Consider the following 26391-nt stretch of genomic DNA (forward strand, 5'->3'; position numbering starts at 1 on the left):
TGTGGACGGAAGAAGTTTAAATGGCATTTCCCGAATCTGTCGCAGAAAAAGCACTTTTGGATTGCGGTAGGTGCTGCTGTATCTGTCACAAGTTTTGTGGTTTCAAAATAGAACTACATCACATAATTCAAAAAGCGCAAGGTGGTTCAGATACATACGAAAATTGTACTCCTCTTTGTCTTGAGTGCCATGCGGAAGTAAAAGCTTATGATCCTAAACATCCGAAAGGTCGAAAATATACAGAATCTGAGTTAAGACAGCATAGAGATAGATGGTATGAAAAGGTAAGAAGTAAAAATCTTGTAATTGTTCATCCAGATTGTATTGAGCTGGATCGAAAATTATTTTTGAAGATAAGAGAAATCCTTCCGGGCAAAGGAGGTTCAATCTCTTTCATACGAAATCACATTTATACTGATCCATTCTTAAGTGAAAGACACGACGATTTGCGGCAATATAAATTACAGTGCAAAGATCCTGAATTTGAGTTCATTGATTCGGATCTCGATGTGCGTGAGTCTCAGTTGACAGATGCCGTTGAGAAGTTTTTAGCGATCCTTGGTGAGGTGGTTTTTACGACCGAGAACTGGATACATAACTCTAAAATAGCTGTTTATCCTGATATTAAGTACACTAAGCCTGAAATATACTATGGAGCCATTACAAAGGTACATAATGCGGCAAATGAGGTTTGCTCTGCTTATGATGATTTAGTCCGTCTTGGACGTAGAAAACTTGCAGTTGAATAGGTAATTTATTTCTGGAGGCTTTACTTTAAAGGAGAGTAATAACGAATAGCATAACAATCCACTTGCACACCGACTGTATCGAGTCTCTTGTAATTACGAAAGGTTACTAGCAGCGGGTGAAGCGAGTCGATATGCAGAATTTTTCCACCTAAGATTCCCTAAAGGGTAAATAGACAGAATTTTTCCGTCTAATAACAAGTTAGGTGTTAAATCACAAATTACGAAGACGAAATGACTCTCACGAGATATGCAATTGAAACTATGGGTTACACTGAGTATCCCGTGACTGATGTGATAGAAGTTCATTTTGGGATTCTTAGAGCTTACTCATTGCGGGGAATGGTATTTCAGCAAGACTGCGAGGGAAAGCAGTCAGACGTGGTATCTATCGCAGATCGTTGTACTGTCGTAATCGCTCAATCAATTAATAAAGCTTCAAAAATATTGGTTGGGGACGTGTTTGTCGAAGATGAGGAGAAGTGGTTATCTGATAAGAAAGTAAATCCGCCTTTCCTCTTACTTTATTTTAGAGAAGCTTCTCCAAGGGAATTGCGAGGAGGATATAGACAGGAAAAGGATGGCTGTATTTATACTTATGATGCTTTTGACAAAAAAGAAATTAGGGAATGGGAAGACGCAGCTATTCCGGGTATCGTGACATCTTTAACGGTTCATCTTTCGACGCTAGAACGGCAAGTCGATCTTGTACTAATAGAGCGCAGAATTTTCGGTGTCACAAGCAAAGGGCAAACACTTTTTGACCTAAAAATTACTTCTAGCGCTAGCTTCGATGTGTCTTCTCCGAAAAGTCTTGAACAAATCAACACATCATTAGAAAAATCGAAAGGGTTATTGCCTGTTCTAACTAAAGATACGTGTAGGCATTTTTATGCAGCTCTTAATGAATCTGATAAATTGAAAAAATTCCTTGGTTACTTTCAATTTATAGAGAGATACACTCACAGTACATATAAGTCATTGAATTACAGTAACAACGTGCAAGAAGCTTTCAATGTGCCTGATCGTGTAAAAGAACCAGCTACAAAGTTTTTTGAAAAAATATTTGTGGACTCGAAAAATTTATCACAACGGTTCCATTGGTGCTCAATAATTGCTTGGGAAAGGATTGAAGAGAGTGATGTAGAGTGCTTCCTAGAGATGAAAAGAATCCGTGATCAGCTAAGCCACGGTGAACATATTGAAGAAAAAGAGTTACCAATAGACAAAGCAAAAGCACTGGCACTGAAACTACTTGGCACAAACTAAACCTAACAATTCCAATGCACCTGGAACACTGTCAAGCGATTGGTGAGTTGCTAATAGGATCTGTGCCGGTGATTTGGAACGTTAGCGATCGCTTTTATATCAATTCCAGACACAAGCAAAGCTATCTTTCATCGATGAGATTAGTCGATAAAAATGCGATCGCCCATGATGCTTAATTGAGGGGGGCGATCGCCCTAAACAAGTTGAGTCAAACCAAACTCATCAGAATTTTGAAGACTTGCTGACACTTGCAGAGAAATTAGCTGTCAAAAAGATATAGTGGTAGAAAAATTGCTGGATTGTGCTCTCAGGCGGATCTTTTCTGTCTAAGATCCAGTATCGGTTAGATAGACAGAATTTTTCCACCTAAGATCTCATATAGGAGAGATAGATAAAATTTTTCCGTCTAATAACAAGTTAGCCTGCTAAGAGCTTGGCGACAGAGAGCGTCCTTCAATGTTGCCTGTTATTATCGCGGTCTTCTCGCAAATCCGTAATGGATGGTTTTTCCAAGTTTCACAAGGGAGTGAACTAATTATGGGGTTCGGCATAAAGGTTGTTAATAAGGTCACTGGTGAAGTGTTTTGGCCTTTTCCATTGAATGATGTTAGAGAAGTCATCATGGAACACGGAAGTACGGATGCCTTTGTCAAGAAATTACGGCTACAAGAAAAATATCCCGAGGATCAGTACAGTATCTATATTGTTCAAGGAAGTAGTTTAGATAGTGCCACCTCTACACTTTGGGTTCCTTAGTTCTGGAATGCGATGAGAGTTCTACAACCCAGTAGCAGTTGTAGGGGCGGTCGCCCAAGTACGCAGGCTAACAATTCGCTTGGAGCGGACTGCTGAGAACCTTGGGTGTTGAATCTAAGGTTACTTGTAGCCACTCAATCGAGCCGTTAGCCTTCTTTAGCTACTGGTTGGGACAGTTCTTGAAGGCTTCTGACTGGAACGATTCGGTGTAACTGATCGGCAAAATACAATTAAGCAGTCTTGCTTCGAGCGATCGCATGACAAGGGTGTATTTAGATACCAGTCTTATAATCTGTACTGAAGTAGCTAAAAGTGACTATTTCATCACCTGTGACAAGCGGTTGATCAATCGGTGTTCAGGGTTAACGATGAAAGTTATCAATCCAGTTGGCTTTGTTTTAGAGATAAGCAGCGATGATCCAAGTTAAAAGTGAGCAACAAGTTTTACAAGAAGGGTTTCAGATTTTGCTGGCTAATATGGAAGCGTCTGCTGTTGCTCGGTTTTGGGCAGCGTGCAATATTGGTAAGGGAGATTACTTGAAACTCAAGGATCAGCTGTTTGCTCAAGAATCAGTCAGTAGCTTGTATTCTAAAATCATAGAGTTTCAAACATCAAAGCACGAAACCTAACATCCCAATGCACCTGGAACACTGTCAAGCGATTGGTGAGTTGTAAAGAGGGTCTGTGCCGGTGATTTGGAACGTTAGCGATCGCCTTTATATCAATTCCTGACGCAAGCAACCCTATCTTTCATCGATGAGATTAGTCGATAAAAATGCGATCGCCCATGATGCTTAATTGAAGGGGCGATCGCCCCAGATCTAAAAAATTGCTAAAACTCGCCGATTCCCAGAATCATATACTGCTGCTATCAAGGCTAAAGCTAAAGCTAGTTTGGCTGCTACGATCTGAGCAGTAGCATCGAAAAGTTGGAGAGATAACCATGAGTTTGGTCATTTCAGACGACATTGTCAAAGCCAGTGGGCTATCAGAAAGCGAGTTGTTTCTGGAAATTGTGCTGATGTTATTTCGCCAAGACAAAATTAGTTTAGGAAAATCAAGTGAGTTACTAGGGCTACATCGGACGCAATTTCAAAAACTGTTGGCTGATCGACGTATCTGCGTCCATTATGATGTTGCTGAGTTTCAGGAAGATCTTAAGACTTTGCAGGAATCAAACTGGCAGTGATCATTGTCAGCAATACATCTCCCATTTCAAATTTGGCTAAGGTTGGGCAGCTTCAGCTAATCCATCAGCTTTACGGCAAGATTCTGATTCCGCTTGCGGTGAGCGAAGAATTATTGGATAAGAGGGCTGGTGAAACCGTAATTACAGCAGTTCAAGCAGCAACTTGGCTAGAGATTTGCTCTGTACAGAATCAAGAATTGGTAAATGAGTTACGAACTCAGGTAAATGTAGGAGAGGCTGAAGCGATTGCACTGGCTATCGAAGTTGAAGCGACTCGATTAATCATCGATGAGCGGTTAGGTAAACAAGCAGCAAAAGATTTTGGGGTCACGATCATCGGAGTTCTAGGTATTTTGCTGTTCGCAAAACGCCAAAAATTGATTGCGACAGTTAAACCCATCATGGATGATTTAATCACTCAAGCAAATTTCCGAATCAGTAGCCAACTCTATGCAGATGTTTTGAATGCAGCAGATGAGTAAATGGTCTATCAGTCATACTCTCAGCCATCCCATTGCGATCATTTAGATATCAGCAAATGTATCTTTCCATGAGTAAGATTGCTCGATAAAAATGCGATCGCCCTAAACAAGTTGAGTTAAACCAAACTCATCAGAATTTTGAAGACTTGCTGACACTTGCAGAGAAATTAGCTGTCAAAAAGATATAGTGGTAGAAAAATCGCTGAATTGTGCTTTTGGACAGAATTTTTCTGCCTAAGACCCTCTAAAGGGTAGGTAAACAGAACTTTTCCGTCTAATAACAAGTTAGGCTGCCCCCATCATCACACCCCGACCTCAAGTTAGGCGATCGCCCAGCTTAGGGTTTCTAATTGGCTTGGTAGCGCTGTGATCGCGACTTAGGCACCTTGGGCTTAGGGTTCATCAGTGTGCAGATTTGCACAACTGGATGACTTCCTCCATCTCTTCTGGGCTGCGTAAGGACTTAATCATGTAAAAAAGCTTCACGTTTGCTTGACTGTCAGGCATTACATGTGAAAGTATCTCGAAACAAAATTTTATTCTCTGTAGTTAGGTATATTGTATGGGTGCAAACTCAGTCGGCTTGATCGAGATTCTTATCGGCATCGTGTTCCTTTTGGTCAGCGCTTTTTTTGGCTATATTGCCATATCAATGCTCCACAAAAACTATAAAATGGCGACCAAGGGGATTCGGACGACTGGTGTTATTACTGGATATCAGATCACTCGCAACACTATCTCTAGTTATCGGACGTTTAGTGAAGAGATAGAATTTCAGACCCTAACTGGCGAGACGGTTGCTTTTGTTTCCCCATTCTCTATACCCTCTGATGCGAATGTGGCGTTAAGAGCTATTGGAACTAAAATTAAGATTTTATACAATCCCAAAAACCCGCAAGATGCACTTGATGCTTCGTTTTTTCATTTTTGGTTTTTTCCTTTGTGCATCCTGGTTGCTGCGTTAGGAGGATTTTATTTATCATTTTGTCTTTTCGTTGGCATCAATCCACCTTGATGGATTTCTAACGATCTAGACCACCCCTCAGTTGAAACTCTCAAGAAACGGAATATCATCTGCGGCATTCCCGCTCCCTACAATCGAGCACGATGGTACAACCATAGGATGCAGTATCAACCGCGAAGTTAGAGGCTTCTGTAACGGTAAACCAAGGGCTTTGGGTATACCAAATAGAACTCACGCCAAGGCAAGAGGGGTCGGCACGGCAGGCGGTTAGCGCATCGGATAAGCTCTCCTCGGTTCCCCGTTTGCCAGCGATGATGCCCTGGTAGGGGCCGCGCACTGTACAGGTTTCGGCTTCAGTGTCGGGCGGGAGTTGGTTGTTGCTGCAAGGCGACTGGACTGGAGAACCTAGAGCATCTATTTCGGACGCTGTGAGACGACGACCCATTAGGTCGGGCTGCGTCTTAGGGTAAGCACGGGTAGGCTCGATGAAGAGAAGAAGTCCAAAAGCTACAATCCATAATCTTGGTCTCATATACTCTCTGTTCTTGGTGTGTTTACGTTGGGTAGACTGAGCAAGCAATAAGAGAAATCCCGATCCTTGTTAAAAAGTATACAATCCATGAAAACTAGTGTTGCAAACACGAAATTTTGCAACATGGGGGTTTGGGGGCTGCGCCCCCAAGAGGGGGTAAAACCCCCTCCACCCCTTCTAAAACTTTTAAGTTGGTGTACTAGTGCACAGCAGAAATAATGTGCTGAGTCATCACGCTCCTGCAACAGTTTTCTCCGTGGGGTTATTATAAGTCCACCGACAGGGTTGGAATTTCCAGTGAGATCGCCAATCACAGGCTGGATTGACGCCAGAAAACCCAGCATTGCTTTTCTCTGTGGGCACTGAACGAAGGCGCGATCGCATTCAAATCAAAACCCAGGGCGTGTTTTAAACTCGCTAAGAGAGTTGTTTTTTTCGTGCGCTTCGCGCACGAAAAAAACAACTTTTTAGACAGATTCTAGAGAAGTTAGCGTCTCACTCAAATCGTGCCACGTTGCGTTGCATGACAGGATTTTTCTGTCTATTGCCTATTAATAGTGATGCCGCAAGCTGTCTCTAAGGGCGAACGTTTGGTGGTATCTATTAGAGAGTGAATAATTCTCTAACCAAGACTGTCAGGCTTTCAAATAGCTATTCCATAGAACGTATTGAATCCATTTCAAGGAGCTTGATCACTTGCTCAGCATTGGTAACATAAAGCGTAGTCATCTACGTAATTCATTGTTTGTGCAAGTGCTTTCTTTAAGGCTCCCGATTGCTCCGGTCTTTTGGAAACATTTACACATAGCAGCTTGTCTAAAAAGTACCCTCATGGGTAGTGGCAAACTGTATCTCCGATTTGCACAATGAAGCCTGTGGCTAACGAGACGAACATTAACGCATGCTTCAGGGAATGCGCTGTAGGAAACCCTTCATCGTCCTGCCTGAACCAGCATAGAACGATAAACCTTGAACAAGCTGCCTCTTCAGAAACAGGAGGGCGAGTCATGTCAACCCAACAGCCGCCGGAACTTGATTCAAATCACCCAACGTGTTTGCCTGAGGTTTTTGAACAAGTGCCCACGCTCACCAGCTCAAACTCTGGATGGAGCACTATTACGCTAGAAGCATTTTGTCTCCCTCCGGGGGAAACACCCGAATTTTGCCTTGATCACTATGTGGTCAGCATCAATATGGGGCAAAGCCTCCAGGCAGAGTGCATTGTGGAAGGAAAATCTTGTTCAGTAACTCACTTTCAAGGGATGGCTGTGATTTGTCCTCTCTACAGTTGTCACTCGTTTCGCTGGAATACTGAGCTTCAAATCCTTTCCCTGAACCTCAAGCCAGATTTATTAAACTTACATGCTATTGAACTATTGGGAAGGGAGCAGGTGGAGTTGATTCCTCACTTTGCCCTCCAAGATGGGTTGGTTTATCAGATTGGGCTGGCACTGCAAGCAGAATTGCGATCGCAGGGCTATGGCAGTCGCCTATATGCTGAAACCCTCGCCAATACTCTTGCTATCCATCTTTTACAGCATTACTCCACCCAAAACCAGCGAACTATACCCTGCAACAGTGGACTGCCTCAATACAAATTGAGATTGGTTACAGACTATATCAACGATTATTTAGAGCGTGAACTGAGTTTGCAAGAATTGGCAGCGATCGCCCAAATGAGCCAGCATCATTTCTGTCGTGCGTTTAAGCAAGCATCTGGACTGAGCCCCCATCAGTATTTGATTCAACAACGAGTGGGCAGAGCCAAGCAATTGCTGCAAAAAGGTGGCATGAGTATTGCAGCCGTGGCGATCGCCTGTGGTTTCAGCCATCAAAGTCACCTGCACCGTCACTTTAAGCGCCTGACTGGGGTGACTCCCAAAACGTTTTTGAATTTATAGCAGCCGAAGGGTTGGTCAGGATCGGGGATCGAATAAAACCTAATTCTATTGGAGAGAGCGACGGCTCCGCCGTCGCTCTCTCCAATAGCTCTCTCCAATAAAATTCTAGGTTAATTAGTTTGTGATCCTTAGGACAGGGGCACAGCCCCCGGACAGGGGTTCCACCCCTGCACTCCATTCTAATGAAGCATTCAATTTCTATATAAAACGTTACTTAACTCACCACAAGATTGTGCACTAACCGCACAAACGTGCAGGACTTTATCTCTGGGGCGATCTACAGTCAACTTATCGTTTTAGAGTTGGGTCGAGGGTTAAACCAATGAAAATTACTCTCAATCAAGACACCGGAACCATCGATATTACTGTTCACCCAGACCAAATTTCTGATGAACTGCTCGGAGTGCTCCCAGAACCGACAACAACGGCAGAAGGCTGTTTGGCGTGGAGTATTCGTTTTGGTGATGTTACAAGAACTCCACGCAACAGTACTGATGGATCTACAGATGAACTGCTGGGGACGGTTGGAGCAATTGTGGGAGCGATGTCCTCACAGGATAGAGCGTCTTCCGTTGAGGCTGAGGGCAAGATCCGAGGGACGCTGATTCTGACCTTCAACAACGCCACGAGCATTGACGCGCTAGCACTCTTGAGTGGTCGCTCACGTCCAATACCTATTTTTGCCGAAACTATCGCAACTCTATCTTCTGACTCTGTCTCTTCATCCAGCATTAAACCTTTTTCGGACACCTTTGGAGTTGTGGATCATCTAACTCCAGTCCTTCTGTTTGCAAACCCATTTTCAGCTTGAATGCGTCATTTCAAGAGCGGTCATCTACGAAAGCCCCCTCGTAAGGATTTATGACGATGTCAACTCAAACTCAAGTTAAATTCAACGCAGTTGTATTTGAAGAAAAAATTCATCAAGAACTCGCCGAGCGAGTTAAAGGCTATGCGGTTGTAATTGCCAACGAAGCGGACATCCAGGCAAAAGTCTCCGGTGGCTGGGCACAAGCGCCCGGTGATGGAAATGTGCCAATGAAAACGTACATTTCTAGCGGCATTGGTTCGGTTAGCAAAGTGCTGACCGCTGTTGCATTGCTGCACTTGTTTGATCGCCACAAATTGAGTCATGCCAGTGTTCAAGACCAGCTAGACATGTCGATTTGGGAGAAACTGCCGCTGAAGTGGAGAGAAACTACTCTGGCGGGTAAAAACTTTGAGAAGGTAACGTACCGAAGGCTACTTCAGCATAAATCTGGTATTGCTTCAGATAGTATCAACCCTCCTGAAGAATACAGTGCGAATGGAATAGGTTTTTATTTCATTCTGCAAAAAGGAGTGGATGAACACAACATTGGAGAGCGAGATTACAACAACTATGGAATGGTTTTAGTGGGGCTTCTCGTCGCAGCGATCGCCTACCCAGAACAAGTCGCCCAGTTTCACCAGGAAAACAAAAACTTAGACCATTTTGAATACACAAAAGCGCTCAGGCTTGAGTATCTCAGACTGTATGAAAAATACATGAGAGAAGAAATTTTCTCTCAGGCATTTAATGCGATCGCTCCAACCTGTCGCCCTGAGAGCGAATTGCCCGATGACAAGTATGCTAAAGGTTACGCAAATCGGGACGACAAAACGGGATCATCTCCTCATGGCAGTATGCCCGACTGGATCAACTTCTACAACGTTGGAGAAGAAGTCTTTGTTAATGCGATCTTTCGCCCCTCTAAAACAAGTTGGTTAGCACGACACGGCTTGACGGGTAAAGAGTATCAAGAGGTGTTTGATGAACATGTTGAAAATGGCTCCTACAAGCTCAAGCAAGTAGACAGCTATGTGCAATCAGGACAGATCAGATATGCGGTCATTCTGGTCAAAGGCGATCGCACCAATATGCCTGCCTATCATGGTCTCACGGCTACCGAGCATCAGGAGAAGTTTGATGCGTTGACGGCTCAAGGCTTTGTTCCAGTCAATCTTTCTGTTACCTCAATTGATGGGCAGCGTCACTATGCTGGCTTCTACGAAAAGAAAATGGTTGATGAATTGGCGGTGAAATCGTTCCTTACAGAAGATCAGTATCAAGCATTTGTTGACGAACAAGTAGGCGCAAAACGAGAGATTTCTTACCTCAAGACCTACAACCACAATGGTGATATCCGGTATTCTGCTATCTTCTACGGCAATATCGATCGACCCCAGGTTCTGAGGCATGACATGAGTTCATCCAGTTATCAGAATGAATTGGATCGGTGGGTCAATCAAGAAGGATACAGGCTCACGATGGTTACAGCCGCAGCAAGGAGTCGCAACCATGTATTTGCGGCAGTTTGGCAACAATAAAACCTCCTTGCAACATCAACGATCGGGAGGTCATCCGTTATGCCCGTCGTCATCAATGCCACCACTCCTGCAATTGCAGGACTGCCAGATCTCTGGGCAGAAACAGTCGGAGAGTCTCAAATTTGTGTTGCTGTTTTGGATGGTTGGGTTGATCAATCTCACCCCAGTCTTGCAGATGCCAGACTCACGCAACTGCAACCACTCGTTCCAACTTCGTCCGCTCACGGGTCAGCCGCACAGCATGGTACCCAGATTACGAGTATTATCCTGGGTCAGCATCACAGCTTGCTCAAAGGTCTTGCTCCTCACTGTCAGGGTTTGGTGGTGCCTATCTTTACCGATAGCAAGAGAGCGGCATTGGTCGAAGACCCGTTTTCAGGAGCGATCGCCCCTTGTTCTCAATTGGATCTCGCCAGAGCTATCCTATTAGCTGCCAATCACGGTGCCCACATTATCAACATCAGTGGCGGACAACTGACTTCAAGCGGAGAAGCTGATCCACTCCTCACAAATGCCGTTCGCTATTGCACCGATCAAAACATTCTGATTGTAGCGGCGGCGGGCAATGATGGCTGCAACTGTTTGCATATTCCCGGTGCGTTGCCTTCGGTTCTGACAGTGGGTGCGATGAATGCGGCAGGAATGCCGCTAGATTTCAGCAATTGGGGTGAGTCGTACCGTACACAAGGAATTTTGGCACTGGGTGAAAACATTCCTGGAGCGGTTCCGGGAGGCGAAATCACAACCAGTAGCGGGACGAGTTATGCCACGGCTATTGTTTCTGGCATTGCAGCATTGCTCCTGAGTTTGCAAGTTAAACGGGGTCAAGCTCCCAATCCTCATGCCGTACGAGATGCCATTTTGAAAAGTGCGATCGCCTGTGATGCCCAACCTGCGACTGATTGCCGTCGCCTTCTGGCAGGTCGCCTCAACGTTAAAGGAGCCATGTTATTGATTGCTCAACAAGGAAAAACCATGAATGAAAACCTGGAATTAGCAGCAAAACAACCAACCTCAATTGAGGAGGTCAGTCCATCCTCACCTCTAGCCCATCAGCCAGATGCTGCGGTTCAAGCAGCAGCCTACAGTCCCCTCCCGGCTAAAGTGATGCCACACTCTCTGCAACCTCAGCCTTCATCAACTCCATTAGCACAGGTAGATGCCAGCGGAATACAATCAGCAGATTGTAGTTGTAGAGGTGGCAATGCTACATCTGTACAGTTGGTTTATGCATTAGGACAGTTGGGATACGACTTTGGTACAGAAGCCTGCCGAAATTCGGTTCAACAGCACATGGGCGAAGGGGCAAATCCTCAAGACGTTCAACAACTACTTGCCTATCTCAATGCAAATTGTTGGGATGCAGCAACTATCATTTGGACGCTGAATCTGGATGCTACGCCCATTTATGCGATCCAACCCCAAGGTGCCTTTGCCGATCGCGCTTATGAGCGGTTAGTTCAGTTCCTCAGAGAGCAAATCACAGAAGGAGTTGAACGCATTTCCGTTCCCGGCGTAATCGTGGGGCAAGTGATGTTGATGTCGGGGCAGGTGGTGCCTGTGATTCTGCCGACGCTGCGTTGTATGTATAGCTGGACAACAACCGCACTGATTGAAGCCGTTTGCGGCAGCCCTCCATCTGAGTCTGCATCAGATCAAGCCCGAGAGGCTTATGGGGAGCGATCGGAGTCTGTAATGAATTTCTTAGAGCGAGTTTACTATGAGCTTCGTAATCTTGGTATCACACCTCAAGAACGAGCCATCAACTATTCAGCGACGAATGCTCTGAATGTCGAACGAATTTTTGAGTCTGCAATTCGAGATGAAATGGATCTCGACACCATTGAAGTGGAACGCAGTCCACTGGGTCGTCCTGGTTCTGAGTGTTGGGATGTCAAGCTAACTTTTTTCAATCCCAGACGAGTGTTTGAACAAGCTCGAAAAGTGTATCGCTTCACAGTTGATGTGAGTGATGTGTGTCCGGTAAGTGTGGGGAGAGTGCGATCGTGGTTTGTGCGGTAGTAGATTCAGAGTAACTTTTGTTCATCCTTAATGTTTATTAAATGTAGGAGGAAATAAACAATGAAACTTCCAAGTCAAGCAGTAAACGTAATCCGTGGTGTCTCCGTACAACCAGTAGTGATACACGGTGTCTATCCTGCTCAGTCTTCTGCGCGCTTAGTGCCTTTCTCATTTGGGCATTTGGGATTTACGTCTCCTGAACGTTTACCTGTAGAAGATTGCGGTGAAACTTGCTCGTGCGAGATTTCAGGGACAGGAAAAGGGATGGCTAGATTTATAGTCAACAACTGTCTCAGTGCAGTCACACTAGGTGAAACAACCTCTGGATTTGGGTGCTGTTCACCCGATTGAAAATAAACCAACTCACCAAACCTATTTGGGAGGATATTAAAAGATGAGGCTCCCCAATCAATCTCCGGGTCTAATGAAATCGATGTTAGGCAAGACAGGGAATGAATTTACAGGAATTGCCCCTTCGCGAGATATTCAATTTTTACCCTCTGCTGCATTAACTGAATCTTTCTGGCGTTGCTACTGGTCTTGTCTCTTATTCACCGAAGGTAATCCCATGAATTGCTTCGCAAGCTGCTTGCCCATAGCATGGGTTTCCTCTCGTCCGTAATATTCGGCGTTTGATGAAGTTTTAGGAGAAAACCGAAATGAGATTTCCAAATCAATCAGAAAACATTTCACGTGACCGCTTCTCCAGTTCTACAGTTATTGCAAGAGGAAGAACTGGTTCCTATCCTAGTGCATCTCGCCAGGTCGTAATTCGCGGTATAGATCAAATTTCTGTTCGCCCTATGCCTGCAAGACCCTCATCAGTTGTACCTGGAGACCATATTTTACTGAGGATGATGCTAAGCGGTTGTAATTGTATTTCCCCTAACTGTGTTGCCCTTGAATGCCCTGCTGGATGTGTGGAAGGTGGAAAGTTCATTTGTTGAATGTGGAGGTTTATCTGCTCAATCAATAGAAACGTTCCTGTCCTAATACCAATTCAATGTGACTTGAGCAAAATCGTTAGGTTGGGTTGAGATTCCGTAGCTTGCTTCCCGCAGGGTACCCCAACAGGGTTCGCTATTGTCGGGTTTCACGTTGTATTGCTATACAGAAGCGAGCTGCAACCCAACCTAAAACCATATGCATCGTTATAGGGAACTGGTATAAGGTGGACAACCCGTCAATCTCAAGCCTATGGAGGATAGAATGAGGCTTCCAAATCAATCAACCAACGTTAGCCGCTGTAGCCGTTTTAGCGCTACAGCTATTCATGAAATCTACAAAAAAATGACACCACAACAGTATGGAATCGACGATGTGTTTACATCAAATTGCATACCCAACTGTTTTTGTGTGTCGCCAATTAATTGTCCATGTTGTGATTCTTTATTTCCTTTTTTGACACGAGGGCAGATTTTTCAGGGTATGTATGCAATCTAATTTAGCGCGATCGCTATCTAGTCAGGGGAGCATGGCATCGTTGCGCTCTCACTGTTCGACTGAACTCATGCCGAAGTCTCACGTCGAAGCTTCAAATCCCGCTCCCAAGCTTGGGAGAAGCGATCATCTTAAACGTCAAGGGGCTGGGGGATGTAGCTTGCTTCCCGAAGGGGGGCGGATGCAGAAACTTACAAAACTGACATGCTCCCGATTCTATGCGCTGTGAAGTCGTTTGAGGCGATCGCAACTGACCCCAAAATGATGGCGCAGAAGATAGCAATCAATCCAAGACTCTAAACTTTTTCATACCCTTTTTCGGTAGTTCTAAAAAAGTAACGATTTTCTATTGCGTGGGCGACGCCCGCGCAACAAAAAATCATCACATGAATACCACTGGCGGATGCGATCGCCCGTACTTCCTAATTGAAGGGGGGCGATCGCAATCAAACTTACCGATTAATGTACCGCTGCCGTTGGCATTCCCAAAATGTCTTCAATCCGGGGCATATCTTCCAATGCGATCACCCGACCTTCGTCTTCAAAATTAGGAATTTGATCGAAGTTCAGGTAACGGTACAGATCGGCTGCAAAGGGATCGATCTTTTGGGTCACAATTTCCATATATTCCTCTACGGTAGGAATACGACCCAGGAGGGCACAAACGGCTGCTAGTTCTGCGGAACCGAGATAAACCTGTGCGCCTTTCCCCATACGGTTGTTGAAGTTGCGGGTAGAGGTTGAGAACACAGTCACACCATCATCTACGCGCGCCTGATTGCCCATACACAACGAACATCCCGGCATTTCTGTTCGGGCTCCTGCCGCTTCAAAAATGTCGTAGTAGCCTTCCTCCCGCAGTTGTTTTTCATCCATCCGGGTCGGCGGACAGATCCACAACCGCACTTTTGTAGAACTGGCTCCTTCCAACACTTTTGCGGCTGCCCGATAATGCCCGATATTGGTCATACACGAACCAATAAATACCTCATGGATCGGGTCTCCAGCACAGTCCGACATCAGCTTAATATTGTCCGGATCATTAGGTGCCGCCACAATTGGTTCTGTAATCTGATCCAGATCGACGTCGATAATATCTGCATATTCAGCATCGGCATCGGCTGCCATCAGAACTGGATTTGCTAACCACTGCTCCATCTTGGCAACCCGTCGTAAAATCGTACGGGCATCGCCATAGCCGCGAGCCACCATATTTTTCAACAGGGTCACGTTAGAGCGCAGATATTCAGCTACCGTTTCTGGGCTGAGTTTGATTGTGCAGCCTGCTGCCGATCGCTCTGCGGTTGCATCCGTCAGTTCAAACGCCTGCTCCAGCTTGAGATCGGGCAAGCCTTCCATTTCAATAATCTTGCCAGAGTAGACATTTTGCTTATTCTCTTTGGCAACAGTCAGTTTGCCCTGCTGAATCGCAACATAGGGGATGGCATTGACCACATCCCGCAGGGTCACACCCGGCTGCAATGTGCCCTTAAAGCGAACCAACACCGATTCGGGCATATCCAAGGGCATTACCCCCAGCGCAGCAGCAAAGGCAACTAATCCAGACCCAGCCGGGAATGAAATCCCCAATGGAAAGCGGGTATGGGAATCGCCCCCGGTACCGACGGTGTCGGGTAACAGCATCCGGTTCAGCCAGGAGTGAATAATGCCATCTCCAGGGCGCAGGGAAACCCCACCACGAGAGGTGATGAAGTCGGGCAGTTGCTGGTGCGTGGCAATGTCTACAGGTTTGGGGTAAGCGGCAGTATGGCAGAAGCTCTGCATTACCAGATCGGCACTGAAGCCCAGGCAAGCCAGTTCTTTCAACTCATCGCGGGTCATTGGACCTGTAGTATCTTGGGAACCCACCGTTGTCATCAGGGGTTCGCAGGAGGTGCCGGGGCGAACGCCAGGAAGCCCACAGGCTTTGCCCACCATCTTTTGTGCCAGTGTGAAACCTTTGCCTGTATCTGCTGGCATTTGGGGGCGAACAAATAGGGTACTGGGTTCCAATCCCAGAGCAATCCGAGTTTTGTCGGTAAGGGTGCGTCCGATCAATAGTGGAATGCGTCCCCCAGCTCGAACTTCATCTAAAATTGTGTCGGGCTTGAGTTGGAAGGTTGCAACTACTTGGGCGGCGTCACCGTCTGCCCCAACTTTAGTGATTTCGCCCTTGTAGGGATAGATGGTAATCACATCGCCTGTTTCCATCTGAGTGACATCGCATTCGATCGGCAATGCCCCAGAGTCTTCAGCCGTGTTAAAGAAAATTGGGGCAATCTTGCCACCCAAAATAAAGCCGCCAGTGCGTTTATTAGGCACACAGGGGATATCTTCGCCAATGTACCAGAGCACGGAATTGATCGCCGATTTACGGGATGATCCCGTCCCCACTACGTCGCCGACATAGGCAATGGGATAACCTTTGTGCTTGAGTTCAGCAATAATATCCAGCCCTCCTGGCATTCGAGATTCCAGCATTGCAAGCGCATGCAGTGGAATATCGGGTCGGGTCGTGGCATGGGGTGCTGGGGAAAGGTCGTCGGTGTTGGTTTCTCCGGGCACCTTGAATACTGTTACCGTAATTGCTTCAGGCAGTTTAGCCCGACTGGTAAACCACTCTGCATTTGCCCAGGAATTTAAAACCTGGTTGGCGTAGCGATTGCCACTCTCTGCCAGTTCTTGTACATCATGAAAGGCATCGTAGACCAGCAATGTCTTGCTGAGGGCAGCGACGGCGGCTTGGGCAATAGAGGCGTCTGGGGACTTTAGCAACTCAATCAAAGAGTGGACGTTGTAGCCCCCCATCATGGTGCCCAACAGTTCAACGGCAGCTAACGGCGTCAGAATCGGGCTGGTTGCGTCTGATTTGGCGATCGCCGTCAAAAATCCTGCCTTAACATAGGCGGCCTGGTCTACCCCCGGAGGAATGCGATCGCGTAGCAATTCTAACAATGCCTGTTCTTCACCCTGAGGTGGCACTTTCAATAACTCACACAAATCAGCCGTTTGTTCAGCAGTCAATGGCAGAGGCGGAATACCTAACGCCGCTCGTTCTGCAACATGTTGACGGTAAGACTCCAACATTTTTAAAGCACCTCTCCAGGCTCTAGCACACTATAGCGATCGCAACCAACTGACGAGACAAAGAAATTTAATCACATCAGTGCAACTCCTGACCAGTCAATCTCTGTCCAGGAGTCATTATCTAACGGATTTGATGGTTAACCTTGCCCAAGTCTTATGAGCTTACGTAGAATCATTACTCTTCTACAGTAACGTGATGCACAATTGACAGGTAAGTTTAGTAGGTTGAACCGGGCAGGGCGATCGCCAATTAACCCAGTTTACGGTTCAACGGCATAGGAAATCTTACTGGGTATAGTCAGCGTGCATTTAAGAATCATGCGGATTCTTTGTGAGAAATATACATTTCCTTTACATTTTGTCCGTTTTTTCAGGCTAACTTTTGAATTAATTTGAGTATTTTCTCTAATGTTTTGTCTCATCAATTCTTTAAGGGATAGCCTGACGCAAAAATGATCGCCCACTAAGCCGAAACCTTCCAATTCTGGCCTGAATTAAATAGAAACCAACTGTTGATCGTTAATACTGCGGCGTGGCTGTGGTGTAAAACATCAACCCTCGATTTTATTAATTCATGATCCTGAATAGGATAGCTATAGTTGGAACTGGAGAGATTGCAAATTGCAAATACTCTTCCCGATTGTCAGATAGTCTCTGGTGATAGGCTGGTCACAGCCTTAACCCTCTTCTAAGTCGATTCACAAGGAATACATAAGGATGACGCAGCAAAAATGTGCCCTGATTACTGGGATTACGGGTCAAGACGGCTCTTATCTGAGTGAGCTTTTATTAGAAAAAGGCTACGAAGTCCACGGTATTATCCGTCGCACCTCCACATTCAATACAGACCGAATTGATCACATCTACGAAGACCCCCACAATGAGCAGGCTCGTCTCTTCCTTCACTACGGGGATCTGACTGATGGAACCACTCTACGACGAATTTTGGAAGAGGTTAAGCCCACTGAAATTTATAATCTAGGCGCACAGTCTCACGTCAGAGTCAGTTTTGATTCGCCTGAATATACTGCCGATGCGGTAGGAATGGGCGTTTTACGGTTGTTAGAAGCGATTCGCGACTATCAACAACGGACAGGCATTGAGGTTCGGTTTTACCAGGCAGGCTCGTCTGAAATGTTTGGTAAAGTTCAGGAAATTCCTCAAAAAGAAACGACTCCGTTTTACCCCCGCAGTCCCTATGCCTGTGCCAAAGTCTATGGTCACTGGCAAACCGTAAACTATCGCGAATCCTATAACCTCTTCGCTTGCAACGGCATTTTGTTTAACCATGAGTCTCCTCGTCGGGGTGAGACGTTTGTGACCCGCAAAATTACCCGAGCCGTTGCCCGCATCGTCGCCGGACAGCAAAAGAAAATCTACATGGGCAATCTCGACTCCAAACGCGACTGGGGTTTTGCCAAAGACTATGTCCGCGCTATGTGGTTAATGCTTCAGCAAACCGAACCCGATGATTATGTCGTCGCTACGGGTGAAACTTACTCTGTTAAAGAGTTTCTAGAATTGGCGTTTGGTCACGTCAACATGAACTGGGAAGACTACGTAGAATTTGATGAACGCTATCTTCGTCCGGCAGAAGTCGATCTGTTGATTGGCGATCCTACTAAGGCAAAACAAAAGCTCGGTTGGGAACCCTCTGTAACGTTTCCCGAATTGGTTCAACTGATGGTAGATGCTGACTTGCAAGCGCTGGGATTACCATCTTTGAATGGTCACACGCCTCAATCTGCCTCAGACTATGCCACGGTTCGCAAAGCGGTAGGCGGTGTGATGCCGTAAGCTTTTCGCGAATTGAATTCTCTTAACCCCACGCAGGTAACGTAATTAAAGCCATGACCTCAGCAAAGTTAGAGCTAACCAATCAGCGCATTTTGGTCACGGGCGGAGCCGGGTTCCTTGGTCGTCAAGTCGTCGATCAACTGTGCCAAGCCGGAGCTGACCCAGCTAAGATAACCATACCGCGATCGCAAGACTATGACTTGCGGCAGTGGGAGGCTTGTCAACGGGCAGTTGACCAACAAGATGTCGTCATCCACCTGGCAGCCCATGTCGGTGGCATCGGTCTCAACCGAGAAAAACCCGCTGAGTTGTTTTACGACAACTTAATGATGGGAACCCAACTCATTCATGCTGCTTATGAAGCAGGTGTGAAAAAGTTTACCTGCGTTGGCACAATCTGTGCGTACCCCAAATTTACTCCAGTTCCATTTAAGGAAGATGACATTTGGAATGGCTACCCAGAAGAAACCAATGCCCCCTATGGGGTTGCCAAAAAGGCGTTATTGGTGCAGTTGCAAGCCTATCGGCAGCAATACAATTTTGATGGCATCTATCTGCTGCCCGTGAATTTGTATGGGCCTGAAGATAACTTTGATCCTCGTAGCTCCCATGTGATCCCGGCACTTATCCGTAAGGTCCATGAGGCTCAGCTGCGCGGCGATGCGCAAATTCCAGTCTGGGGAGACGGTAGCCCGACTCGTGAGTTTCTCTATTCCACCGATGCGGCTAGAGGCATCGTCATGGGTACTCAGCTCTATGACGAGTCTGAACCTGTAAATTTGGGCACAGGCTATGAAATTACGATCAAAGACCTGATTACCCTGATTTGTGAATTGATGGGCTACGAAGGCGAGTTGGTCTGGCAAACCGATCAACCCAACGGTCAACCTCGTCGTTGTCTGGATACCCAACGGGCCAAAGAGAAATTTGGCTTTGTTGCCGAGGTCGAGTTTAAGCAGGGCTTGAAGAACACCATCGACTGGTATCGTCAGCACGCGGCTTAAAACCGATTCAATAAGCAAGAAGGCGCGTCCAAAGGACGCGCCTTCTTGCATTTAAAGGCATGGCTGATTTACTGTATGGCGTTTGGTGCAGGTGCCACAGATGAATTAAGGATCGTGGATTTAATAAAATCTTCGATTTTATTAAATCCACGATCCTTAGCCAATCACTGGACAGTAATTTCCTGAAACGCTCACGGCGTGAGCGTTTCAGGAAATTACTATGCTGCACTGTATCTTACTGACACCCATCGGGAGCGGGAATAAAGCACTTCGATGGAAAGTCGGTGGTGCTAATTAGCGATGGCGTCGGCGTCGAACCAATGGCAGGGGCAGGTAGGGGTTTTGCTGGTACTGACGTAGGTTCGGGACCGCCCTGACCGACTTTAAATTGGGTCATCATGTCGTGGTCTTCATGGACGATGTTATGGCAATGCAGCATGTATTTGCCGACATGGGGACCAAATTTAGCAATGACGCGCACCGTTTCAAAATCGTTCAATACAAAAACATCTTTCCAGCCGCGTTCGTAGGGGGCGGGGGGTGACCCATTGCGACTGACAATTTGCAAGTCAACCAGATGAATGTGAACGGGATGCGTCCAGCCGCCTGTGTTTACCAGATCCCAAATTTCAACATCGCATAAGCCCGGATCGGCAGCCACAAAGCCTCGATCCCATAAGCGGTTGTTAATTTTCCAACTGCCGCCGTTGCGATCGAACCGGAAGGTACGGGTGCGAGTGACCTGGGAAAGCAAGCTTTGAATCGGGGTAACTTTACCCAGTTTGCCAGGAATGGGAGGATTCTCAGATGGGCGATCGCCCGTTAAGTTAAACCGCACAATTGCCTGAGCTTCAGCATCTAGATTATTAACAAACCCCAGATTCTTGAGATAAACATATTTTGTATCGGGGGGATAGTCAGCAAAATCAATCACAAATTCGTAGCGTTCTGCCACCCCCACCCGCAATGACTTATAGGGCGTCTTGAGTTCGACGGGGGCGTTGAGCAAGCCAGCATCGCTGGCAACCACAGTTAATTTGTCACCAATGGTTAACCGTCCAGCTTCTCGACTCAGTGCTAATTCATACGTCCGTGATGCAGACCCGTTTAACACTCGAAATCGATACTTACGCCGAGCCACCTCCATTTGCGGAAAAGGAACACCATTCACCAAAATCACATCTTCATAAATGCCGCGATGTCCGCGATCATCAAAAACGAGCTGCCCATCAGGATCAAAGCGCTTGTCTTGAATGACTAAGGGAATATCGTAGTCTCCCTGCGGCAAATTATCTAAGTCAGCGGGGTTGCAAAGGTCATCAGCCGCATAATCCACAATATACAACCCTGCTAACCCCATATAGACGTGGCGAGAGGTGCGATGGACGGCATGATCGTGATACCACAGGGTTGCTGCCCGGTTGTTGGGGTAGTAGTAGTCTTTGTAATATCCCGGTGGAGTAAGGTCTTCGGCATAGCCATCATATTGGGGTAGAGATGCCATGCCATGCAAGTGAACAGACGTTTTTAAAGGAATTTCCTGCCCATTTTCAATACTGCTGCCCAGTTGGTTGATAAACCGCACCATTGACTGTCGCCGTTTGGGTTGCCGGATCATGGGTCCCGGTAAGCTGCCGTTGTAACCCCAAATTTCTGTACCCGGTCGATCCGGTAAAATGTTGACCTGTTGCTTTTGCATCGTGATTTCGTAGTAATCGAAGGTATTATCACTACGAACGGGCTGGAGTACGGTAGGAATTTGGAAGGGTTGCTGGAAACGCGGAACGTAGGGGCTGGATTGTGCCCGGGCGATCGCCGGAAATCCAAAAGGGGAAAGCAGTGCGCCACTACCCATGAGTCCTAGTTTTAATGCCTCACGTCGGGTCATGTTCATATGGGGTATATCCTCCAGTTCAGCTAATTGAGGGCGATCGCTGTTTACATCAGAGAAAATGGCATGGTTTGAGGGCAAGAATACAGACACCACTCTAAGCGCTTCTGCTAATTCTGGCTTTATTGAGTAGTGAAAATTTAAGAATGAATGATTAGCTGATCAAAAAAAACAGCGTTTACTCCTGGTAGAGATGCGATCGCTCGCGCCTCTACCAGAGGTAAACGCAAAATTTGTCAGGAGTAGAACCAATCTATCAACTGTGAGAACCCGCGCTCCGCGCGGGTTCTCACACAACCTTTGTCCTAATCAGCTTTAGGGATAGAAGCTCAGCTTGGGTAAGCCCAAGGTTTCATCCCAACCCATCATCAGATTGAGGCATTGAATTGCCTGTGATGCTTGCCCTTTCATCAAATTGTCGATTGCTGACATGACAATCACGCGATCGGTACGGGGATCCACTTCAATGCCGATGTAGCAAAGGTTAGTGCCATTTGCCCACTTGGTTTGCGGATAAGTGCCACTGGGCAACATTCGCACCCAGGGACTATTGCGATAAAACGCCTGGTAGATGGTCAATAAATCGTCTCGCACCAGTCCGGGATCGCGCAGCGTCGCATACACCGTTGCCAAAATGCCCCGCACCATCGGGATCAGGTGAGGCGTAAATTGAATCAACACTTCATGCCCTGCCAGGTCACTACAAATTTGCTCGATTTCGGGCGTGTGACGATGACGGGCAACATTGTAGGCACTGACCGATTGATCGGCTTCGGACAACAACATATTGACTTTGGCTTGTCGTCCCCCCCCTGAAGTTCCAGTTTTAGAATCAATGATGGCACTTTCGGGAATGATCAAGCCTTGTTTCAATAACGGTGAAATCGCCAGCAATGCAGCCGTGCAATGGCAACCGGGACAACCGACTAACTGGGCATCGGCAATCCGATCGCGATACAGCTCTGGTAGCCCATAGACAGCTGTACGGGCGATCGCCTGATCCGTGCGATCGCCACCATACCAGGCAGCATAGGTTTCCAGGTCAAAAAAACGATAGTCGGCAGATAGATCCAGCACCTTACAGCCCTTTTCTAATAGCTGTGGAGCCATTTTGTAAGCCAGACCGTTAGGTAAAGAAAGAAAAACAACCTGACAGCGATCGCCAATGACATCTAGATCAATTGGCTCAATCGTTTGTGAAATCTGACCGACAAGATGAGGATAAAGCTCAGAAAATTGCTTTCCTGCACTACTATCGCCACCCAGATATGCTAGCTCCAGTTTTGGGTGATCCAGTAAGAGTCTGGCTAACTGAACTCCTCCATAACCTGACGCTCCCACAATTCCCACTGGCGTGCGTCCCGAATCACCCATGATGTTTAACCTTCCAAAATCAATAGAAACAATCAACAGAAAACACAAACAAGATAGGGTGATGCTCTAGATCGGTTGTTAATTTTTTGCAAAGGCGCGCTTCGCGCGCCTTTGCAAAAAATTAACAACAAAATTGAAGCACAACCCAAGATATAGCCATTTCAAATGGCATAGACTCGACCCATTCACTAGAATTGTTTCATCAACTGCGATCGCCATTGACCGATGCTGAAACCTAGATCCGAACGCGTTGGAGGGGGCTGAATTCCAAAACCTGGGCTGTTTTGAATGAGTACTAAATAAGCTGCATTGTAGTATCAAAAATCAGATTTGGAATGGGATTAAAGCAGAAGTCATACGAAATGTCACGCAAAAGTGTTTGAAGGGGCGGACGGCGTTCATCCGGACAATAAATTCCTAAGGATCGCGGATTAAATAATTTCTATCAGTCAAGTTTTCTGTAGGGACGCACGGCAGTGCGCCCGTACCCAAGAATTTCAGGTTATTAAATCCATGATCCTCAGTGCATGCGAAATTTCTAGAATTGGACATGAAGTAGAAGATTAGCCCCGGATAATAGGTTGATCTGATGCGTCCCCAGTTTTTGTTCCTGACCCTGGCTGTGTTATGGCTACCGCTACCTGCGATCGCCCAATCTCAGCGCTATCCAACGGACATGGAGATTGAGGGACTGGTTCAAGACCTGCGGCAAGATATTCCTAACTTGATGGAAACGGGCTTTTATAGCGATCGCCGTAGTCCCCTGGAGCGTCAGCAACGGGATGCCCTGGTGCAGGATTGGTCTGACGTAGATGGGGCGATCGCCCCATTTCTGGGAGATTGGGCAGCGATCGAAGAAAATCTAATAATTTTTCCCACCCCAACCCAGGGTGAAGTTTGCATTATCGATAGCTATTTAGATGAAACTGACCTCTATTTGGGCAGGGTTGTGGATGGCAAAATTTACACCGACACAAATCTAACGTTTGTTTTAGACAGTGGCTTTTTAGTCAGTACTTTTGTTTCAGAGGATCGGGCAGGGCGATATGAATATGCCAACCCTCGCCCTTTTGATAATCCGGCAACGTCCAGCTATTACGCCGACTATCATCCAGACATGATCGAGCAGTTTCAACGCGCTGGATGCCTGACAGAGTTACCGCAATAGGATCAGACCTGTCCCAGTTAGTAGCAAGGTGGCTCAACGTGATGATTTTGATGCGATCGCACTCATAACCGGCGATCGCTTATCCACCAGTAGTTATAGCCATTCTCAGTTTCGGAAAATACAAGGTGTTGAAAGAGAGCCGCGCTCCGCACAGCTCCCTCAACAAACGTAATCTATCTAGGCGCGAAGCGCTGTAAAGCTATGAACACATCTCTATTTCAACATGGATGGATGGCTACCACTGGAGCCATCGGTTTAGCAGTTGCTCTTATTTCCCTACCCGTGTCTGCATTAACAGTACAGGACGTTCCCAATCCCCGGCAAACCCACGGTGGATGGGTTACGGATATGGCAGGGATTCTGACCGATGAAACGGAAGCCCAATTAAATCAGATGATCACGCAGTTAGAAGCCGACAATGGCACCGAAATTGCCGTGGTAACAGTGCCGGAAACCGCTCCATCCGCGTCACCGAAGGCATTTGCAACGGAACTGTTTAACACCTGGGGAATTGGCAAAGATGAATCAGATAATGGAGTATTGTTTCTGGTTTCAATTGGCGATCGCCGGGTTGAGATCGAAACAGGCTATGGCATTGAGCCAATCCTCTCGAATGCGGCGGTTAGCGAGATTATTGACTATCAAATTACTCCACAGTTCAAGCAAAATCACTTTGATGCCGGCACATTAGCGGGCACCCAGGCTTTAGTCAGGGCATTAGGAACATCCCCAACGGCTGCAACACAAGCTAGCCAACCCTTGGAAAATCAAGGGAATTCAACCGATACGGGCAGTCTAGCTTTCTTCATCATGCTAGTGATTGGCGGGATGATGCTCAATTCCAAGAAATGGCGATGGCTGGGAACGGGGCGCAGCACAAACACCCACTATGGGCATAATCACTACGATGGCGGTGGCGGTGGTAGTGGCGGTGATTTTGGGGGTGGCAGTAGTGGCGGTGATGGTGGGGGTGGGGGTGATTTTTAACCCCAGCGCAATTTCAAAAACAATCCGAGTGCTACGACCGTTAATGCAGTAAAACAACCCATCAATATCAATCTTTCTCGTCGCAGAGAATTTTCTGCAAATGCCAGCCAGAGCCAGAGCAACGTTTCGAGAGCTGCCGCGATCGCCAACACTGCCATATAAATTTCTAAAAGCAACCCCGTAATAGAAACCAGTTCAGCAGGAGGGTTGTGCAAATACATCAGGGTTTGGGGGATGAGAACGATAGCACCCAGCAGAACGGCGATCGCCCCAATAATGGTGAATCCTTTCAAAATTAGCATTATGGACTCCAAATCCGTCGCCCAGTGCGATCGATATAGGCACTTTCTTGTCCACCTGTAATCCATGCCACCCCATCGACAAAGATACTCAGATTAGTCGATTCGGTTTCGATCACCAGCGCTCCTGTAGGGTCGATGTAACCGCCATGATCACCGATCACCACCGGGGCTAAGCCTTGATGAAAATCGCCTGCCAGATCATATTGGGGTGAGATGATCAGGCTCCCAGTGGTATCAATATAGCCATGCAAATATCCTGGAGTGGGAACGATCGCCGCTAAGCCTTCCGAAAAGTCCGAGGTGGCAATGATATTGTATTGGGGCGCGATCGCAAATGCTCCGGTTTTGTCGATATAGCCAACCTGATCACCCACTACGACCCAAGCCAAGCCTTCTGAAAAGCTGCCCGCCGGTAAAACGGGAGCCAGATCAAACTGAGGCGCAATCACCATCGTTCCCGTCGGGTCGATGTAGCCGACGTGATCATCCACCACCACCCAAGCCAGGCCTTCTGAAAACGGTCCCGCTGCGGCAAACTGCGCCGGGATCACCAGGTCTCCTTGCGGATTCATATAGCCATAGCGATCGCCAACTCGAACGACCGCTAACCCTTCTGAAAAATTTTCTAGCAAAGCTGCCCATACCGGATCCAGCTGAATGGGAATGACCACCGTTCCGGTGTGGTCGATGTAGCCCGTTTTGCCGTCCATTGCAACCACTGCCAGTCCTTCTGAAAAGGGACCCGCGCCATCAAATTGGGGAGCAATGGCGATCGCCCCGGTTGGGTCAATATAACCCCACTTGTCATCGATTTGAACGGCAGCTAACCGTAAGCCATTGGGCAATGCATCAGGTTCAGAAAACAGATAACCTACCTCAAATTGAGGAGGTATTACAATCGTGCCTGTAGCGTTGATATAGCCAACTTTCCCTTCTATCAAGACGGGGTATAGGGAATCGCTGACAGACAGCAGTTCAACGGTGGTTGCTTCTGGCTCCACGGTTGCCCCTGACTCTACGGTTGCCCCTGGCTCCACTTGGGCGATCGCTGGGGGCAAAAGCGCGACAGCACCCGCAAACGTCCATCCAGCAATGCAACAGCTCAAAATAAGGCGGTATTTTGATTTCAT

22 protein-coding genes are annotated in these 26391 nt (G+C 46.9%); 16 read left to right on the forward strand and 6 right to left on the reverse strand.

Features of this window, described 5'->3' with window-relative positions; all coding sequences use genetic code 11:
* Nucleotides 1-20 precede the first annotated feature (20 nt).
* The 8 genes from ACR6Z4_RS14030 to ACR6Z4_RS14065 all read left to right on the forward strand — a co-directional run bounded on the left by ACR6Z4_RS14030 (nt 21) and on the right by ACR6Z4_RS14065 (nt 5458).
* Nucleotides 21-749 carry an HNH endonuclease gene (locus tag ACR6Z4_RS14030; RefSeq protein WP_479717909.1) on the forward strand — a complete coding sequence of 243 codons (729 nt, stop codon included), beginning with the start codon at nt 21-23 and terminating at the stop codon, nt 747-749.
* A gap of 261 nt (nt 750-1010) precedes the next feature.
* On the forward strand, nt 1011-2015 hold the full coding sequence (locus tag ACR6Z4_RS14035; RefSeq protein ID WP_479717910.1) for a hypothetical protein: 1005 nt from the start codon (nt 1011-1013) through the stop codon (nt 2013-2015).
* Nucleotides 2016-2029: 14 nt separating this feature from the next.
* Nucleotides 2030-2191 carry a hypothetical protein gene (locus ACR6Z4_RS14040; RefSeq protein WP_479717911.1) on the forward strand — a complete coding sequence of 54 codons (162 nt, stop codon included), beginning with the start codon at nt 2030-2032 and terminating at the stop codon, nt 2189-2191.
* A 280-nt stretch (nt 2192-2471) separates the two neighbouring features.
* Nucleotides 2472-2771: a hypothetical protein gene (locus ACR6Z4_RS14045; RefSeq protein WP_479717912.1), complete on the forward strand. Its 300-nt coding sequence runs from the start codon at nt 2472-2474 to the stop codon at nt 2769-2771.
* Between the two features lie 414 nt (nt 2772-3185).
* Entirely contained in the window at nt 3186-3401 is a 216-nt protein-coding gene (locus ACR6Z4_RS14050) for a hypothetical protein (protein ID WP_479717913.1), read from the forward strand.
* A gap of 314 nt (nt 3402-3715) precedes the next feature.
* Nucleotides 3716-3961: a UPF0175 family protein gene (locus ACR6Z4_RS14055; RefSeq protein WP_479717914.1), complete on the forward strand. Its 246-nt coding sequence runs from the start codon at nt 3716-3718 to the stop codon at nt 3959-3961.
* Nucleotides 3958-4443: a PIN domain-containing protein gene (locus ACR6Z4_RS14060; protein WP_479717915.1), complete on the forward strand. Its 486-nt coding sequence runs from the start codon at nt 3958-3960 to the stop codon at nt 4441-4443. The genes ACR6Z4_RS14055 and ACR6Z4_RS14060 overlap by 4 nt, the downstream gene beginning before the upstream one ends.
* 562 nt (nt 4444-5005) lie before the next feature.
* Nucleotides 5006-5458, forward strand: a complete 453-nt coding sequence (locus tag ACR6Z4_RS14065) for a DUF3592 domain-containing protein (RefSeq protein ID WP_479717916.1) — start codon at nt 5006-5008, stop codon at nt 5456-5458.
* 55 nt (nt 5459-5513) lie between these two features.
* Here the strand turns inward: ACR6Z4_RS14065 and ACR6Z4_RS14070 are convergent, their stop codons facing one another.
* Nucleotides 5514-5852 carry a hypothetical protein gene (locus ACR6Z4_RS14070; protein WP_479717917.1) on the reverse strand — a complete coding sequence of 113 codons (339 nt, stop codon included), beginning with the start codon at nt 5850-5852 and terminating at the stop codon, nt 5514-5516.
* Between the two features lie 1094 nt (nt 5853-6946).
* Here ACR6Z4_RS14070 and ACR6Z4_RS14075 point away from each other — a divergent pair.
* The 4 genes from ACR6Z4_RS14075 (at nt 6947) to ACR6Z4_RS14090 (ending at nt 12211) form a co-directional block, all read left to right on the forward strand.
* Nucleotides 6947-7840, forward strand: a complete 894-nt coding sequence (locus ACR6Z4_RS14075) for a helix-turn-helix domain-containing protein (RefSeq protein ID WP_479717918.1) — start codon at nt 6947-6949, stop codon at nt 7838-7840.
* 322 nt (nt 7841-8162) lie between these two features.
* Nucleotides 8163-8651, forward strand: coding sequence for a hypothetical protein (locus ACR6Z4_RS14080; protein WP_479717919.1), 489 nt, complete (start codon nt 8163-8165; stop codon nt 8649-8651).
* A gap of 56 nt (nt 8652-8707) precedes the next feature.
* Nucleotides 8708-10189, forward strand: a complete 1482-nt coding sequence (locus ACR6Z4_RS14085) for a serine hydrolase (protein WP_479717920.1) — start codon at nt 8708-8710, stop codon at nt 10187-10189.
* A 39-nt stretch (nt 10190-10228) separates the two neighbouring features.
* Nucleotides 10229-12211: a PatA/PatG family cyanobactin maturation protease gene (locus ACR6Z4_RS14090; protein ID WP_479717921.1), complete on the forward strand. Its 1983-nt coding sequence runs from the start codon at nt 10229-10231 to the stop codon at nt 12209-12211.
* Nucleotides 12212-14110: 1899 nt separating this feature from the next.
* Here ACR6Z4_RS14090 and acnB read toward each other — a convergent pair.
* On the reverse strand, nt 14111-16738 hold the full coding sequence (gene acnB / locus ACR6Z4_RS14095) for a bifunctional aconitate hydratase 2/2-methylisocitrate dehydratase (RefSeq protein WP_479717922.1): 2628 nt from the start codon (nt 16736-16738) through the stop codon (nt 14111-14113).
* Nucleotides 16739-17455: 717 nt separating this feature from the next.
* Here acnB and gmd point away from each other — a divergent pair.
* Both gmd and ACR6Z4_RS14105 read left to right on the forward strand, forming a co-directional pair.
* Nucleotides 17456-18535, forward strand: coding sequence for a GDP-mannose 4,6-dehydratase (gene gmd / locus ACR6Z4_RS14100; RefSeq protein ID WP_479717923.1), 1080 nt, complete (start codon nt 17456-17458; stop codon nt 18533-18535).
* 53 nt (nt 18536-18588) lie between these two features.
* Nucleotides 18589-19539: a GDP-L-fucose synthase family protein gene (locus ACR6Z4_RS14105; protein WP_479717924.1), complete on the forward strand. Its 951-nt coding sequence runs from the start codon at nt 18589-18591 to the stop codon at nt 19537-19539.
* A gap of 235 nt (nt 19540-19774) precedes the next feature.
* Here ACR6Z4_RS14105 and ACR6Z4_RS14110 read toward each other — a convergent pair whose 3' ends face one another.
* Together ACR6Z4_RS14110 and argC are read right to left on the reverse strand one after the other, a co-directional pair.
* On the reverse strand, nt 19775-21526 hold the full coding sequence (locus ACR6Z4_RS14110) for a multicopper oxidase family protein (RefSeq protein WP_479717925.1): 1752 nt from the start codon (nt 21524-21526) through the stop codon (nt 19775-19777).
* A 219-nt stretch (nt 21527-21745) separates the two neighbouring features.
* Complete coding sequence (gene argC / locus ACR6Z4_RS14115) at nt 21746-22804, reverse strand: N-acetyl-gamma-glutamyl-phosphate reductase (protein ID WP_479717926.1); 1059 nt, start codon at nt 22802-22804, stop codon at nt 21746-21748.
* Between the two features lie 589 nt (nt 22805-23393).
* Between argC and ACR6Z4_RS14120 the strand changes: the two genes are divergently transcribed.
* Both ACR6Z4_RS14120 and ACR6Z4_RS14125 read left to right on the forward strand, forming a co-directional pair.
* A complete protein-coding gene (locus ACR6Z4_RS14120; protein ID WP_479717927.1) occupies nt 23394-23972 on the forward strand; it encodes a hypothetical protein in 579 nt (192 codons plus the stop codon).
* Between the two features lie 201 nt (nt 23973-24173).
* Nucleotides 24174-24959, forward strand: a complete 786-nt coding sequence (locus ACR6Z4_RS14125; protein ID WP_479717928.1) for a TPM domain-containing protein — start codon at nt 24174-24176, stop codon at nt 24957-24959.
* Here the strand turns inward: ACR6Z4_RS14125 and ACR6Z4_RS14130 are convergent.
* Both ACR6Z4_RS14130 and ACR6Z4_RS14135 read right to left on the reverse strand, forming a co-directional pair.
* On the reverse strand, nt 24956-25261 hold the full coding sequence (locus tag ACR6Z4_RS14130; protein WP_479717929.1) for a hypothetical protein: 306 nt from the start codon (nt 25259-25261) through the stop codon (nt 24956-24958). The genes ACR6Z4_RS14125 and ACR6Z4_RS14130 overlap by 4 nt on opposite strands.
* Nucleotides 25261-26391: a WG repeat-containing protein gene (locus ACR6Z4_RS14135; RefSeq protein ID WP_479717930.1), complete on the reverse strand. Its 1131-nt coding sequence runs from the start codon at nt 26389-26391 to the stop codon at nt 25261-25263. The genes ACR6Z4_RS14130 and ACR6Z4_RS14135 overlap by 1 nt, the downstream gene beginning before the upstream one ends.

It is taken from the genome of Calyptranema fuscum S582 (assembly GCF_055793305.1).

Coding starts and splice junctions, on each gene's coding strand:
- ACR6Z4_RS14085 (WP_479717920.1), top strand. CDS start 8,708: ATGTCAACTCAAACTCAAGTTAAATTCAACGCAGTTGTATTTGAAGAA.
- ACR6Z4_RS14070 (WP_479717917.1), bottom strand. CDS start 5,852: ATGGGTCGTCGTCTCACAGCGTCCGAAATAGATGCTCTAGGTTCTCCA.
- ACR6Z4_RS14130 (WP_479717929.1), bottom strand. CDS start 25,261: ATGCTAATTTTGAAAGGATTCACCATTATTGGGGCGATCGCCGTTCTG.
- ACR6Z4_RS14125 (WP_479717928.1), top strand. CDS start 24,174: ATGAACACATCTCTATTTCAACATGGATGGATGGCTACCACTGGAGCC.
- ACR6Z4_RS14055 (WP_479717914.1), top strand. CDS start 3,716: ATGAGTTTGGTCATTTCAGACGACATTGTCAAAGCCAGTGGGCTATCA.
- ACR6Z4_RS14135 (WP_479717930.1), bottom strand. CDS start 26,391: ATGAAATCAAAATACCGCCTTATTTTGAGCTGTTGCATTGCTGGATGG.
- ACR6Z4_RS14065 (WP_479717916.1), top strand. CDS start 5,006: ATGGGTGCAAACTCAGTCGGCTTGATCGAGATTCTTATCGGCATCGTG.
- ACR6Z4_RS14080 (WP_479717919.1), top strand. CDS start 8,163: ATGAAAATTACTCTCAATCAAGACACCGGAACCATCGATATTACTGTT.
- ACR6Z4_RS14075 (WP_479717918.1), top strand. CDS start 6,947: ATGTCAACCCAACAGCCGCCGGAACTTGATTCAAATCACCCAACGTGT.
- ACR6Z4_RS14090 (WP_479717921.1), top strand. CDS start 10,229: ATGCCCGTCGTCATCAATGCCACCACTCCTGCAATTGCAGGACTGCCA.
- ACR6Z4_RS14120 (WP_479717927.1), top strand. CDS start 23,394: ATGCGTCCCCAGTTTTTGTTCCTGACCCTGGCTGTGTTATGGCTACCG.
- ACR6Z4_RS14040 (WP_479717911.1), top strand. CDS start 2,030: ATGCACCTGGAACACTGTCAAGCGATTGGTGAGTTGCTAATAGGATCT.
- ACR6Z4_RS14105 (WP_479717924.1), top strand. CDS start 18,589: ATGACCTCAGCAAAGTTAGAGCTAACCAATCAGCGCATTTTGGTCACG.
- ACR6Z4_RS14050 (WP_479717913.1), top strand. CDS start 3,186: ATGATCCAAGTTAAAAGTGAGCAACAAGTTTTACAAGAAGGGTTTCAG.
- gmd (WP_479717923.1), top strand. CDS start 17,456: ATGACGCAGCAAAAATGTGCCCTGATTACTGGGATTACGGGTCAAGAC.
- ACR6Z4_RS14035 (WP_479717910.1), top strand. CDS start 1,011: ATGGGTTACACTGAGTATCCCGTGACTGATGTGATAGAAGTTCATTTT.
- ACR6Z4_RS14030 (WP_479717909.1), top strand. CDS start 21: ATGGCATTTCCCGAATCTGTCGCAGAAAAAGCACTTTTGGATTGCGGT.
- argC (WP_479717926.1), bottom strand. CDS start 22,804: ATGGGTGATTCGGGACGCACGCCAGTGGGAATTGTGGGAGCGTCAGGT.
- ACR6Z4_RS14045 (WP_479717912.1), top strand. CDS start 2,472: ATGTTGCCTGTTATTATCGCGGTCTTCTCGCAAATCCGTAATGGATGG.
- acnB (WP_479717922.1), bottom strand. CDS start 16,738: ATGTTGGAGTCTTACCGTCAACATGTTGCAGAACGAGCGGCGTTAGGT.